This window comes from Acinetobacter sp. ANC_7503 (genome assembly GCF_056780035.1).
The window spans coordinates 14,066-28,669 of sequence record NZ_JBWYJA010000010.1; the positions used below are offsets into that span (position 1 = coordinate 14,066).

Sequence of the window (14,604 nt, forward strand, 5' to 3'; positions counted from 1 at the left end):
CTGACCTGTGTTTCAATTCAGCAACAATTGACAGTATTTCATAAAAAATCCCTGCAATTGCAGGGAGATTTTCAATTTAATACTTATTGAAGTAGAAAATCACTCCGCCGTTGCTTGATCAGCAGGTGCATTTGCAACTTCTTCAGGAACATCAGTATTATTTTCATCTTGTAATGGCTGATCAATAGCATCGATAGCCGCTTGTTGTTCAGCACTAATATCTGATGCTTCAACAGCAACTTCTGATGTTGATGTTTGATCTGCCGCTGGTGCACTTTCTTGTTTAGAACAAGCCGTCATTGCAAGAGTAGCAGTCAATAGTGCAATTACGCCTAATTGTAATTTCATGATGTTATTCCGCATGATAAATCAGATTATGATCATAATATTTCAAAATTATTTCATTTTCATGACGAAAATTAGTCATAAAAAAAGACCTTCTTAGAAGGTCTTTTTTCTTAAATCCAATTAAGCGCGTTCAAGTAGAACAGCGACTGCTGGTAATGTCTTGCCTTCTACAAATTCAAGGAAAGCACCCCCACCCGTTGAGATATAACCAATTTTGTCAGCAACTTCATACTTATCAATCGCAGCTAAAGTATCACCACCACCGGCAATAGAGAAACCTTCAGATTCTGCAATCGCTAAAGATAGCGCTTTCGTGCCCTCACCAAATTGATCAACCTCAAATACGCCTACTGGACCATTCCAAAGAATTGTTTTTGAAGTTTTTAAAATTTCAGCAAACGCTTGAGCTGTTTCTGGACCAACATCAAGAATCATGTCATTGTCAGCAACATCTTCAACTTTTTTCACTACGGCTTTTGCTGCCGCTAATGAGCCAAGGAAGTCATCAAAGTTAATTTCTGATGCGTCAGCAACAACAACATCTGTTGGCAATGGAACCGATACTTTCGCAGCAATTGCTTTAGCTGTATCGATTAAATCATTTTCACAAAGTGATTTACCAACGTTATAGCCCGCAGCTGCTAAGAATGTATTCGCAATACCGCCACCGACAATGAGCTGATCACAAATATCTGATAACGATGTTAAAACATCAAGTTTAGTCGATACTTTTGAACCCGCTACGATAGCAACCATTGGTTTTTCAGGCGTCTGAAGCGCACGACCGAGTGCGTCTAATTCAGCGGCAAGTAATGGACCTGCTGCTGCAACTTTAGCAAGACGAGCCACACCTTCTGTCGATGCTTCTGCACGATGTGCAGTACCAAATGCATCCATCACAAACACATCACAAAGTGCTGCATATTTTGCTGCTAACTCTGGATTATTTTTCTTTTCGCCTGTGTTAAAGCGACAGTTTTCAAGTAACACAACTTGGCCTGGCGCAACTTCAACACCATCCAAATATTCAGTGAGTAATTTAACTTCTCGACCCAATGCTTCAGTTAAGTAGGCAGCAACAGGTGCAAGTGATTGTTCAGCTTTAGGCTCACCTTCAACTGGACGACCAAGGTGAGAATAAACCATTACTGCTGCGCCTTTTTCAAGAGCGGCTTTAATTGTTGGCAATGCAGCGCGTAAACGTGCATCACTCGTAATCACACCATTTTTAACAGGAACGTTTAAGTCTTCACGGATCAGAACACGTTTACCTGCTAAATCGAGGTCAGTCATACGCTGAAAGTTCATGTATAGCTCACTTTATAGATATCAAAACCGCATAGATTCTAAATGATTATGCTAAAAAAGGTGAGTAAAATTTCAGAAAAGCTGTAGAAATCTTTAGATTTGATTATGATAGATGGAGTCGAACCACAAAGTGTTGCTATGTCTATCCATCCAGATCCAAGTATTAATCGTTTAAATGTTTTCGGCGAACCGCTCGCCAGTTGTTGTTTTGATCCTATTACAGGATATTTCAGAAATGGTTTTTGCCACACTGCGCCCTCTGATTTAGGTCAACATACAGTCTGTGCCGAAATGACGTCTGAATTCTTAAGTTTCTCGCAACGAATTGGGAATGATTTGACAACACCACTACCCGAAGTTGGTTTTCCCGGTTTAAAGCCTGGTGATTTCTGGTGTATTTGTGTGACGCGCTGGGTTGAAGCTTATCAGAATGATATGGCACCGAATTTAAAACTTCAGGCTTGTCATCAATCAGTACTTGCTTATGTCCCGATCGACATTTTAATGGAATTCTCAGTGTAATGAATCATCATGTTGCTTCAACGTCAGCAAGAATTATTTTAGCTTCTGGCAGTCAGACACGTAAGGAACTACTTAATCGATTACATATCGATTTTGAACAAATATCACCCGATATCGATGAGACTCCGCGTGGGGAAAGCCATGCCGATGATCTTGCCTATCGACTTGCATATGAAAAAGCAAAATATTTTGCTGAGAAAGATCCAGATGCGATCGTTATCGGTTCTGATCAGGTGGCTTGGCGTGAAGGCGCACCTGACATATTTATTGGAAAACCTTTATCTCCTGAAAAAGCAATCAAACAACTTCAAGCAAATTCAGGAAAAATTGTTTATTTCAGTACGGCATTGAGTGTTCAACACGCTTCATCTGGGTTTGAAGAAACCATTGTTGAACATTATAAGGTCAAATTTAGGCATTTAAATCTGGAAGAAATTCAGCGTTATGTCGCACTTGAACAACCTTTACAGTGTGCTGGAAGTTTCAAATGCGAAAGTTTGGGCATCAGCTTATTTGAAGAAATGATCGGTCAGGATCAAACAACTTTAATGGGTATGCCGATGATCCAATTGTGTAAGATTTTACGTGAATTGAAAATTCTAGTGCCTTGATACGTTGCTTATTAATAAATAAGACCGAGTTCAATGACTCGGTTTTTTTGGAATTATTTGTTACTAGCAACTGATGAATGAAATAAATACCCTATTTTTAGCTCAAATAATTACAACTGAGCTAAATTAATTTATCTACACAAAGCTGTGGAAAATTGATCGATAAGCGATCTCAAAACATAGAAATTGTAAAAAAGTTCAAATGATCATATTTGGGTTGTTCATTTCAAGTTAAGAATATGAATTACATGAACAAGTTAAGAAACTTTGTATAACATCCATTATCTTAGTTTAAGTTATCATTGTTAAAGTTTTTTTCAATTTTGGATAATATCTTTAGGGGGATACATATGCATGATAACTACTGGAATAGATTTCTACATATAGAAAAAAAACTAAAAGAATTTAGTACTCACGTAGATTTTGACATTAGAAACAATGAAACTTTTTCTATAGAAATAATGAATTTGTATCTTACAATTTGTTCAGAAATTGAAGCTATTTTTAAGGCTTGTACATCTAATATTGGTAATTCATTCAACTTTAGAGATTTTCGTGAATACTATAAAGATGAAACACAACTACAAAGTCTATCTCTCTTAAAGTCTGACGTAAAAATTAAATATACATCTTTAAAATTCACTCCATTTGATAAGATAGATAGCGATGAAACAATTTTATGGTGGAATCACCATAATAAAATTAAGCATGATCGTGAGATTAATAGAAATCTCGCGAACTTAAAAAATCTATTAGACTCAGCGAGCGCACTTTTTTTACTTAACTTAGTCTACAGATTTGTAGTTCAAGAAAAAATATACCTTATACCCCCTCCTGAAATTTTCGAAACAAAAGACTTCTTGGTCAGCATTCATTCTTCAGGAGGTGGGCTTCTATATACATCCAAAGCCTGTATAAATAGTTTTGGTGCTGAAAGCCCTTTTGATGATGATTAGTTTAGTTAATATTTGATTCAATAAATCTGCCTCATTTAACATAATGGCTGTTATACGATATGAAATTCCCCTCAAAGTGTAAATTAATTATTTCTTTAAAATAGCTATATTCATTTTTTTCATATTCATTTGTATCATCCATAAGCAAGAAAACATGCGCTTTTAAAGCCGTGTCACTTGCAGAACTTGCATCGTTCAAGGGACAATAAGCCAAACTAAATTGTAGTCCTTATTATGTCCCAAACTTTAGACGTTCTCGGCGGTATTAGCGCTGAACAATTCCTTACGGAATATTGGCAAAAAAAACCGCTCCTCGTTCGTAATGCAGTTCCTGAAATTGTGGGTTTACTTGAACCCAATGATGTTATGGAGCTTGCACTCGATGAAAACGTGACTGCACGTTTGATCAAACAAAAAGATCGTGACCCTAATCAATGGAATGTGAAGTCATCGCCACTGCTCAAAGCAGACTTCCAAAAAATGCCAAAATTATGGACACTACTCGTTCAAGCGGTCGATCACTATTCGTTTGATCTTGCTGAGTTATGGAAAAAATTTCCTTTTATTCCTCAATGGCGTCGTGAAGATATTATGGTGTCTTACGCACCACAAGGTGGTTCTGTCGGTAAACACTTCGATTTTTATGATGTATTTTTAGTTCAAGGTTACGGACATCGCCGTTGGCAATTAGGGCAAATGTGTGATGAACAGACAGCACTCGTTGCAGGTCAGCCTTTAAAACTTTTGCAAGAAATGGAAGTTCATTTTGATGAAGTTTTGGCGCCGGGAGATTTACTATACGTCCCACCTGGTCTTTCTCATTATGGCGTAGCTGAAGATGAGTGTTTAACCTATTCTTTCGGGTTCCGCATGCCAAATATCTCAGACATGATGGATAGTCTTGGTGATTCTTTTTCAGAACAAGAGCAACTGAAAAAACCATTATTAGATATCACACGCTCTGTCAGCACTGCTGTCGGCGAAATTTCAGATCATGAGCTTAGCTATTTGCGCGAACAACTTTTAGCTCAACTGCAAAATCCTGAGATGCTAAATGAAGCCATCATGTGTCTCGCTTCGCAACCTGGTTATCCTAACAATATTCCAGAAAATGACGAAATTGGAACAGGTGATTTAGAAGAAGCACTTGAAGAAGGTTATTTATTAAAAATCGAACCTGCTTCACGTTTGCTTTATAGCAACTTCAATGATGAACTTAACTTTTGGGCAAATGGAGAGCGCTTATGTATCTCCGAAGAATTTAAACCTCATTTAAAACGTATCGCTGATGGTGAAATGATCGCTTTAGATGAAAGTTTATATGATCAATATATTCTTGAAGATCTCGCGGAACTCTTGAATAGTTCGATCATTATGTTGCTTCCTTCGGAAGAAAACTAAACCCATAAATATAAATTGTTAGCTTACAGCTGTAAGCTAACAATTCACTACTTGTCTGATTCCATAGAAGTTCGTATGGTAATTGCAGTAAAGAACGATGGAAAATAAAAATGGCAAGTCCTGCTCAAGTAATAAGACATAAATTACTGAACACTTTTTTTTCAAGACATTCTGTATGGTTCGCTTGTATTATCATCGCCCTGAGTATTACGTGGCTTAGGCTATTTTACAGCCCCCATTATATTTATTATTTTCTATCCGACAGTGTCATTAATATTATTTGGCTACTGACCAGTTTACTCAGTGTCTTAGGCCTATATGATGTACTTCAAAATAAACATTCAATTTTAAAGAACTACCCAATCATGGGGCATTTTCGCTTCTTATTTGAAGATTTCAGACCCGAAATTCGTCAATATTTTATTGAATCAGACCAAGACGCTTTACCCTTTTCAAGAATGCAACGTAGCTTAGTTTATCAGCGTGCAAAGAATGAAAATGCTGATAAGCCTTTTGGTTCAATTATTGATGTATATCAAGATGACTATCGTTTCATTACTCACTCTCTTGCACCGAAACTCCCAGCTGATACCAGCACCTTCCGTATTAAAGTGGGTAATGATCAGTGTGCTCAACCTTATAGTGCATCAATCATGAATATCTCAGCAATGAGTTTTGGGAGTTTAAGTGCTAATGCAATACGCGCACTTAATCTCGGTGCCCACATGGGTCAGTTCTATCATGATACTGGCGAAGGAAGCCTAAGCCCCTACCATCTTGAAAATAATGGAGATATTGTTTGGCAAATCGCCAGTGGATATTTTGGTTGTCGAACTGAAGACGGTCTATTTGATCCTGAAAAATTTAAAGCTCAAGCCAAACATCCCAATATCAAAATGATTGAGCTAAAACTGTCTCAAGGTGCAAAACCAGGTCACGGCGGTATTTTACCCAAACATAAGATTACAGAAGAAATTTCGAAGATTCGTGGTGTTCCTCGTGATCGCGATTGTATTTCCCCGCCAAGCCACCCTAGCTTTAATACACCGATTGAAATGATGCATTTTATTCAAAAGTTACGTGAACTATCAGGTGGTAAACCTGTTGGATTCAAATTATGTATCGGACAGCCTTGGCAATTTATGAGTATTGTCAAAGCGATGCTTGAAACCAATATTGTTCCTGATTTTATCGTCGTAGATGGATCAGAAGGTGGAACCGGTGCTGCACCGATTGAATTTAGCGATAATATCGGAACGCCACTGCGTGAAGCGCTCTTATTTGCACACAATACCTTAGTAGGTGCTGGATTAAGAGATAAAGTAAAAATTGGCGCAAGTGGTAAAATCATCAGTGCTTTTGATATTGCGAGTACCTTTGCCTTAGGTGCAGATTGGGTGAATTCAGCTCGTGGATTTATGTTTGCTGTCGGTTGTATCCAAGCTCAAAGTTGCCATACCAATCAGTGTCCAGTTGGGGTAGCAACACAAGATGCTGAGCGCCAAAAAGCAGTCCATGTACCAACGAAAGCAGAACGTGTTTATAATTTCCACAAAAATACATTGCATGCACTGGCGGAAATGATAGCAGCTGCAGGTTTAAATCATCCGAGCGAAATTAAAGCTCATCATCTCGCGCAACGTATAAATGATCGTGAAATCAAAAATTATGCTCAATTACATTTTTGGTTAGAATCAGGTCAATTATTAAACTGTAAAGATAGAGATGAAGAAAATTTCTATTTCAGAATGTGGAATTTGGCAGATGCCAGCAAATTCTAGTTTCGTCAAAAAGGTGCTGAAATCAGCACCTTTATTTTAAAAGTATCCTTTGTGACTTTGAGCATGCAAGAACGCTGGGATTAAACCCGTTAATGCTGCCCGTATATCCGCACGCTCATTGATCAACTGATGAGATCCCTCCTCTAACATGAGCAAGGTCTGAAGGCGAAACTTTCTGCGTATAAATTCGATATTATAACGCCAGTCTACAGTTTGATCTTGGGCACCTTGAGCGAGCCAAACTGGAATTCGGCATGCAGGTCGATTTTCCATTTCCAACATCCACTTTGACATTGCTAATATCCAATCCATCCCCATCATGCGCGGTTGTAGTGGATCTTTTAGACGTACAAATCTTAAAAATTCAGGATTGTGATTATTGCGTTTAAAATGTCTTGGAACTTCACGTTTGATACGGCGAATGATGCCCAAGCCTACTGGATTATGCCACCATGCTGTTTTTGCAGGTCTGACTAATGGCGACAAGAGTAATACACGTTCTACAATTGGATTTTTACGTTGTTCAGCAAACTCCAACAAATGATGCATCCAAATTGCACCACCAGTACTCTGTCCAATACCTAGCCATGGTTTAGGCAATTGATCAGCTTGTTTTACATATTGGTGAACCGCATGGAGTACTTGCTGATAATGATCAAAGTTCTGAATGCTGGCAGCATTGCCATCACTTAACCCATGTCCTGGCAAATCATAGGTCAAAACACTAAACCCTTGATCCAGCAATTCACCAATAATTGGTTGGTAAATCCCACTGTGTTCCAAATAGCCATGCAATAAGAATACAGTACCTTTCACCTGCTCTATGCGAGGTTGATACACCTGCACATGAAGTTTGAACAAAGGCATTTTGATATAACCCTGCCAATAATTCGCTTCAAGACGATCAAGTGCGTAAAGATGACGATAAGCTTGAATCTCTTTCGAAGGTGAATAAGGTCGATTTAAGTTTAAAGGTTCCAACCTTAATGGTGTTTGTTCTCGATTCGGAATGGGTAAATCGAGTTGTTTCAACACATTTGGATTCAGAAATGGAATATCAGACATTATGGCACCTCCCGACAACCGCTAGAGCCAAACATTACATCTCTGATCGTGGCAAGTAATTCATAATTTGCACGACGACTGTGATCGTAATTTAATTGGCTAGGACGCCATGTTGTCAGCATTGTAGGCATGGGTGCTTCAACAGGAATTGTCTTGATACCGTTCAAAGCAAAAAGACGTCGTGTACGAGTCATATGATAACGATCGGTAATCAGAATCACTGTCGGCGCTCCTCCTTTTTTTTGTAATAATAATGAACTAAAGCGTGTATTCTCACAGGTATTCATGCTGCGTTGCTCTAATAGATTCGCTTCTACCCCACGCGATGCTAACCACGCTTGCATGTACGGTGCTTCAACACCACTCAACACAATAGGTAAATCCGTTTGCTTCTCAATCTCAAGTGTTTTTTCTAGTCTAGAGCGTGTGTAATCATTAACTACAATATCAATTTTATTATCCCCTAGCGTCAACCCACCACCCAACACAACTATCGCATAAGGTTTATCTTTCTGATTTGATAAAGTTTTATTTTCATTTTGAATCAACGCGATATCTTTATAGATTTGCGGATCTAATGTTTGAACCTCATCTTCTTCTAAGGGATGATTTCTAAGGAAAAATTCATATTTTTCCATTAAAGCCAAGCGCTGATTTTTTTCTTCATTGATGGATGAATTTGTTGAATCAGTTTGGCTTATGGCAACATCACTGGCTAAATCAGGCTGATCAATTGCGAAGACAACATCCTCTTTAGTTTCGTTCTTTGTATTTATATCTGTAAGCAATTCATCTTTAATTTTTTGTTTTAATAACACATAGCGAGTTTGAATTTCAGCAAGCTGTTCAGCCCCTTGATCATTCAATTGTTCTTCAATAAGTTTGAGATAAGCTTGTCTTGCAATCCACAGCCTTGAACCAGGCTCCAAATCCTCCTTATCAGTTAACGCTGCCATTTGCTGGCTCTTGGCCGCAATTTCGTCAACTTTGATAGGGACAAATGCGTGAAGTGATTTCACAACAAGTGCTGAATAAAATGGTGTATACCAGAAAACCATGAGACAGCCCAAAAGTGCGAATATGATCGCCATCATACGCACCGTTGTCACCATCCAATGTTTTCTAGACATACTGTCCTTTTTAAACCAAATGAGATTGAATAGAACCTTTTTGATCGAACAAAACAGGCTCAGGTTCTAATAAAATACCAAACTTATTTAACACATCTTGCTGCACAGAGCGATAGGTTGCCTGCACATCTGTGAGAGATGCATCGGCGTAATTGACTAAAACTAAAGCCTGTCGATCAAACATTCCCACTTTTCCTAATTTTTTTCCTTTCCAGCCTGATTGGTCAATCAACCAACCAGCTGCAACTTTTACGGAACCATCCGCTTGAGGATAGTGTGGAATCGTGGGATGAAGCTGTAAAACTTCCTCAAATTTCGTTTTAATTAAAATCGGATTTTTAAAAAAGCTCCCTGCATTTGGATATTCTGCAGGATCTGGGAGTTTACTTTGACGAATTTTGATCACTTGTTGCTGTAAATTATATGGCGTAATGTCATCGCCCATCGCAGCTTTTAAATCTCCATAATGCATTTTGAGTTGTGGGTGTTTAAGTAATTTAAAGATGACCGCAGTAATAACAAACCGCTCAGGGTGATCTTTAAAAATACTGTGTCGATATGAAAAATGACAATCACTCGCTTGGATTTGAACGATTTCATTTTTAGTACGATCAAAAGCCTCTACAAATTCAATAAATTCACCGACTTCAACGCCATAGGCACCGATGTTCTGAACAGGTGCAGCACCCACCCACCCTGGAATCAATGCGAGATTTTGCAATCCATAAAAACCTTGCTCTGTTGTCCATAGCACGAACTCATGCCAGTGACGTCCAGCACCTACTCGAATTGTTACATTGGTATCATCTTCAGCAAGCAGGACAAGATCATCTAAATGTAATTGAACAACTAAAGCATCTAGATGCTCAGGGAGCAGCATATTACTCCCCCCTGAAAGTATCATCATGTTTAATTGAGCTTGCTCAGCAAATTCAATTGCTTCACGCAAATCTTGAAGAGATCGAACAATACAATAATGAGATGCAACAGCATTTAAATTCAACGTATTGAAAGACTGGAGTTGTATATTAGTTTGAATATTAATCATATTTTTATCTTACTCAACGTTTGACTGCTGCAACATTGGTTTTAAGTAACTAATCCATGCTTTACTGTTCGACTCACATTGATCTAAGACCAACTCAAAGCCATCATCTCCACCATAGTAAGGATCTGGTACTGGTTGATTTAAATATGAAGGATCTTTGGCACTCATGAGCTCTATTTTTGCTCGTAGTTCATGGTTTTGAAATATTTGCGCTGCTTCAACTTGCAGTTTCTGAATATTGACTAGATTTTCATGATCCATCGCCAAGATTAAATCAAATTCCTTAAAGTCTTCAATACGAATCTGTCTCGCACGTAATGAAGATAAATCATATCCTCGTTTCAATGCGTGCTTTTGACTTCGATGATCAGGCGCTTTGTTTGGGTGATAATTACTGGTTCCAGCTGAATCAACTTGAATATTTAATTTTTCTAAATCCGCAAAGTGTTTCATTACCACTTCAGCTGTTGGGGAACGACAAATATTTCCTAAACATACACATAAAATTTTGTATGGCATTTTCGTCGTCATCTTCGCCTCAAAAATACATATACTTTCGCAGTGCATATGTTAAGTTATTTAAGGAGTGAATCCTATAGAACTGTAAAACAATAATCTTATTTAAAGCGCAAAAAGGATGTGTGATGAGCCAATTTCAATTTCAAACTGTCGGGAATATTATTTCTGGTTTAGGGAGTATTCAACAGCTTGGCTCAATTTTAAAACAACATCGATTTAATAAAGTTTTTCTCGTCACAGATCAAGGGATGATTGATCACCACCTCCACCAACCTATTCTTCACATTTTCAACGCTACTGGGACTGAGTTCAGTATTTTTTCCGATGTCGTTGCAGATCCTCCTGAAGATGTCATCTTAAATGCAGTAGATGAAGCAAAACGTTTACACATTGATGCAGTCATTGGTTTTGGCGGTGGTAGCTCCTTAGACGTGGCAAAAATTATTGCCGTACTTGCACACCCCAATCAAACCCAAACGATTTCTGAGTTATATGGCGTCAATCAAGCTCAATTGCCACGATTACCACTCATCTTAGTCCCTACAACTGCAGGTACGGGTTCTGAAGTTACACCAATCTCTATTGTCACTACAGGCAAAACAACAAAAACAGGAATTGTTTCACCCGTTCTGTATGCGGATACTGCCATTTTAGATGCAACTTTTACTCAAGGTCTTCCGGCTCACATCACTGCAGCAACAGGAATTGATGCAATGGTGCATGCAATTGAAGCCTACACCTCAAAACTAAAGAAAAATTTCTATTCTGATTTACTCGCTAAACAAGCATTGGATTTATTGAATCAAAATTTAAAACTTGTTCTAGAGCAACCCCAAAACCTAGAAGCGCGCCAAAAAATGCTCTTAGGTTCTATGTTGGCTGGACAAGCATTTGCAAATGCTCCTGTTGGAGCGGTTCATGCGCTTGCCTATCCTTTGGGCGGGCATTATCACTTATCGCATGGTCATACCAATGCAATCGTGCTTGTTGAAACACTGAAATTCAATGCACCTCAAGCGAAGAAATACTATGCTGAACTGATGCAATGGATTGACCCATATAGCAAAGGCAATACTGATGGCTTATGTGATTTATTTATAGATCATATGGAAAGGCTTGTTAGCCAGAGTGGGTTGAGCTTAAAACTCAATGAGCTAGGTGTACAAGAATCAGATTTAGAGATGTTAGCTAATGATGCGATGCAACAAACGCGCCTCTTACAAAACAATCCTAGAGCTCTAAGCTATGCTGATGCTTTAAGCATCTACCAAGCAATTTATCATTAAATGACTCGAAATCTTTAATCAACTTTCTGAATAAAATATGACAACTATTTTAAAAAAAACTAGAGCAGACTATAAATTCTTTTTTCCCATCCAAACCCGTTGGGCTGATAATGACGTGTATGGGCATGTCAATAACGTCACTTATTACAGCTACTTTGACACCGCCGCAAATGCGCTACTTATTCAACACGCACTATTTGACTTTAAAACTTCGCCTATCATTGGACTCGTTGTTGAATCAAAATGTACATATTTTTCTGAACTATCCTACCCCGAAGTGATTGATGTTGCTGTCGCTATCGAAAAGATTGGACGATCTTCAGTGACGTATAGCATTTCAATATTTAAGAAAAATCAATCAGAGCCTGCTGCTCAAGGTTATTTTGTGCATGTATTTGTCAACCGTGACTCTCGTAAAAATATTGAATTACCAAACTCAATACGCGAAGCCTTAACTACGTTTATGACAACTAAACTTAAGACTTAAGCTGAATATTATGTAGCTCACCGCCGAAAGTTTTTAATAAGTCTTCCACGACGGGTTCTTGATGAATCAATTCTTCAGCACGTCGATATGCCTTTTGCTTACGCTTTTCCTGCAGATCGAAAGGCGTTTCACCGTTTGGTTCGTTGTATTTTACGATTAATTGAGATTTTGAAAATGATTGCTTGAGTGCTGCTTCTAAACTCGGAATGAGTGAGTGCAATAAAGCTTCGTATTTTGCAGGGATATAGAATTCACATGTCCCATCAATTTGACCTTGCATAAGACCTTGTTGTGCTAATTCTTGTACCGCAGGTGTTAATGGACTATTTCTGAACCAATATTCCCACTTTTGAGTATCCCATTCACCTACCAATTCGACAGGCTCAAGTTTAAGAATATCTTGAGGCATTAAACCTTTTAAGCCAACATCTGTGACAACAATTTTATTCTCATCGGGTAGATCTAGACTTGGGAAATGAGAGCCATTCGATGTTCCTTCTTCTTGAACTGACAATTCAGCACTTTCAGCAGAAAGTTCATTTGGTTTAGGCTCTAAAAAGAAAATATTGTCTTGATCAACAATTGAAGATTCAACAGGTTCTGAATTAAAGCTTGCTCCAAATGAAGTCAGCTCAATCTCCCCACTGCCTACCACAGAGTTGGTTAAATTCTCTTGTTTCACCTCAACAGATACAGACTGACCGACATCATCCGCATGATTTAATTCTGTTGAATGTAAGCTTTCAGATTCAGATTTTTCAGGATGAACTGACTCCGTAGGAAAAGCCTCATCATCAGATGCCATCATCTGCTGAAACAAGATTAGATCCGTATTTTCCTCATCATTTACATCACGACTATGCTGAATCGAACTCGTATTATTCTCAGGCGAACTGATTTTCGATCCTGCTTCTTGATGATCTGCCGGTATAGATTCTGAATTCTCTGTCGAAATCTGATTGAAATTTTCAGCTTCTTTTAAGACATTTGATTGTTCTGGAGGTGCTTGAGTGGCCAGCTGCTCATTATTCGCCATCGGGCGGAATGCCAACAACCTGAGCACACACATTTCAAAGCCTTGTTCTTGAGTCACTGCAATTTGTAATTCAGCACGACCTTTACATGCAATTTGATAATACAATTGTAGATCTTGAGCCGAAATCAGGCGCGAAAGCTGCATAATTTTCTGATTGATCTCTGCACTATATTTTAAACTCAAGTCTGGTAAATATTGGAGTAAAGCCAACTCGTGTAAAGTTGAAATGAGTTGATCCAACACTAGAGAAACATCTAGTGCTTGTTGACGGAACTGGAGTAATAAAGCACTGACTTTAGCACGTTGATTTTGATGTATCGCCAAAATAAGGTTGAAAATAATCGTGCGATCAATCAAACCCAGCATTTCTTTCACATCTTGGTGGTGAATCGCACCTTGCCCATATGCAATTGCTTGATCTGTTAGCGACAGTGCATCACGTAAAGAACCTTGTGCTGACTCAGCGATCTGCCAAATCGCATCAGCTTCCGCATTAATTGATTCTTTAGTTAAAATTTGTGTGAGATGTGAAGTGATTTCATCAACCGCCAATGGGCGTAAAGTAAATTGCAAACAACGTGAAATAACCGTAATTGGAAGTTTTTGAGGATCTGTCGTCGCAAATAAAAATTTGACATGTTCAGGCGGTTCTTCAAGTGTCTTGAGTAAAGCATTGAATGAATGTGTGGACAGCATGTGTACTTCATCAATGAGATACACTTTAAAACGACCTTGCGTTGGTGCATAAGGTACGTTATCCAATAATTCTCGTGTATCCTCAACTTTGGTTCGGGATGCTGCGTCAATTTCAATTAAGTCTATAAATCGACCTTCATTGACTGCGGTACACGTTGGACATACTTCACACGGTGTAGATGTTATACCTGTTTCACAGTTCAGACATTTAGCAAGAATCCTTGCAATCGTCGTTTTACCAACGCCACGCGTCCCCGTAAAAAGATAAGCATGATGCAGTCGACCACGCTCCAAAGCACTGGTTAATGCACGCGACACATGGTTTTGACCAACCAATTCTAAAAAATTACGTGGACGATATTTACGCGCAAGAACCTGATACATGAATGCTCCCTAATTACAGGACTAAG

General features: G+C 38.5%; 14 protein-coding genes. 7 read left to right on the plus strand and 7 right to left on the minus strand.

The annotated features are described in order from the left end of the window. Nucleotides 1-99 precede the first annotated feature (99 nt). On the minus strand, nt 100-348 hold the full coding sequence (locus AC1M9M_RS11175) for a hypothetical protein (protein WP_481592481.1): 249 nt from the start codon (nt 346-348) through the stop codon (nt 100-102). Between the two features lie 120 nt (nt 349-468). Then, entirely contained in the window at nt 469-1,656 is a 1,188-nt protein-coding gene (locus AC1M9M_RS11180) for a phosphoglycerate kinase (RefSeq protein ID WP_481596360.1), read from the minus strand. A gap of 138 nt (nt 1,657-1,794) precedes the next feature. Between AC1M9M_RS11180 and AC1M9M_RS11185 the strand changes: the two genes are divergently transcribed. The 5 genes from AC1M9M_RS11185 to AC1M9M_RS11205 all read left to right on the plus strand — a co-directional run bounded on the left by AC1M9M_RS11185 (nt 1,795) and on the right by AC1M9M_RS11205 (nt 6,927). Further along, the gene (locus AC1M9M_RS11185; RefSeq protein ID WP_035269188.1) at nt 1,795-2,178 is read left to right on the plus strand and encodes a DUF2237 family protein; all 384 of its coding nucleotides are present in this window, start codon (nt 1,795-1,797) and stop codon (nt 2,176-2,178) included. Next, the gene (locus tag AC1M9M_RS11190) at nt 2,178-2,789 is read left to right on the plus strand and encodes a Maf family protein (protein WP_481592480.1); all 612 of its coding nucleotides are present in this window, start codon (nt 2,178-2,180) and stop codon (nt 2,787-2,789) included. The genes AC1M9M_RS11185 and AC1M9M_RS11190 overlap by 1 nt, the downstream gene beginning before the upstream one ends. A gap of 350 nt (nt 2,790-3,139) precedes the next feature. Beyond that, nucleotides 3,140-3,745 (plus strand): hypothetical protein, encoded by a 606-nt coding sequence (locus AC1M9M_RS11195; protein ID WP_481596361.1) that lies wholly within the window; start codon nt 3,140-3,142, stop codon nt 3,743-3,745. A 234-nt stretch (nt 3,746-3,979) separates the two neighbouring features. Continuing rightward, nucleotides 3,980-5,146: a ribosomal protein uL16 3-hydroxylase gene (locus AC1M9M_RS11200; protein WP_481596362.1), complete on the plus strand. Its 1,167-nt coding sequence runs from the start codon at nt 3,980-3,982 to the stop codon at nt 5,144-5,146. A 110-nt stretch (nt 5,147-5,256) separates the two neighbouring features. Beyond that, complete coding sequence (locus tag AC1M9M_RS11205; RefSeq protein WP_481596363.1) at nt 5,257-6,927, plus strand: FMN-binding glutamate synthase family protein; 1,671 nt, start codon at nt 5,257-5,259, stop codon at nt 6,925-6,927. 36 nt (nt 6,928-6,963) lie between these two features. On the opposite strand, the gene AC1M9M_RS11210 is transcribed toward AC1M9M_RS11205, so the two are convergent. From AC1M9M_RS11210 to AC1M9M_RS11225, 4 genes are read right to left on the minus strand one after another with little or no spacing between them, the layout of a single operon-like run. Continuing rightward, entirely contained in the window at nt 6,964-7,992 is a 1,029-nt protein-coding gene (locus AC1M9M_RS11210; protein ID WP_035266046.1) for an alpha/beta hydrolase, read from the minus strand. After that, nucleotides 7,992-9,122: a YdcF family protein gene (locus AC1M9M_RS11215; RefSeq protein WP_481596364.1), complete on the minus strand. Its 1,131-nt coding sequence runs from the start codon at nt 9,120-9,122 to the stop codon at nt 7,992-7,994. The genes AC1M9M_RS11210 and AC1M9M_RS11215 overlap by 1 nt, the downstream gene beginning before the upstream one ends. A gap of 10 nt (nt 9,123-9,132) precedes the next feature. After that, nucleotides 9,133-10,167 carry a UDP-N-acetylmuramate dehydrogenase gene (murB, locus tag AC1M9M_RS11220; protein ID WP_481596407.1) on the minus strand — a complete coding sequence of 345 codons (1,035 nt, stop codon included), beginning with the start codon at nt 10,165-10,167 and terminating at the stop codon, nt 9,133-9,135. A 12-nt stretch (nt 10,168-10,179) separates the two neighbouring features. Further along, nucleotides 10,180-10,701 carry a low molecular weight protein-tyrosine-phosphatase gene (locus tag AC1M9M_RS11225; RefSeq protein WP_179999475.1) on the minus strand — a complete coding sequence of 174 codons (522 nt, stop codon included), beginning with the start codon at nt 10,699-10,701 and terminating at the stop codon, nt 10,180-10,182. Between the two features lie 113 nt (nt 10,702-10,814). Between AC1M9M_RS11225 and AC1M9M_RS11230 the strand changes: the two genes are divergently transcribed. Further along, nucleotides 10,815-11,975: an iron-containing alcohol dehydrogenase gene (locus AC1M9M_RS11230; protein WP_481596365.1), complete on the plus strand. Its 1,161-nt coding sequence runs from the start codon at nt 10,815-10,817 to the stop codon at nt 11,973-11,975. 37 nt (nt 11,976-12,012) lie between these two features. Beyond that, a complete protein-coding gene (locus tag AC1M9M_RS11235; RefSeq protein WP_481596366.1) occupies nt 12,013-12,462 on the plus strand; it encodes an acyl-CoA thioesterase in 450 nt (149 codons plus the stop codon). Here the strand turns inward: AC1M9M_RS11235 and dnaX are convergent. After that, a complete protein-coding gene (gene dnaX, locus AC1M9M_RS11240; protein ID WP_481596367.1) occupies nt 12,452-14,578 on the minus strand; it encodes a DNA polymerase III subunit gamma/tau in 2,127 nt (708 codons plus the stop codon). The two genes, AC1M9M_RS11235 and dnaX, sit on opposite strands and share 11 nt — an antisense overlap. Between the last annotated feature and the right edge of the window lie 26 nt (nt 14,579-14,604).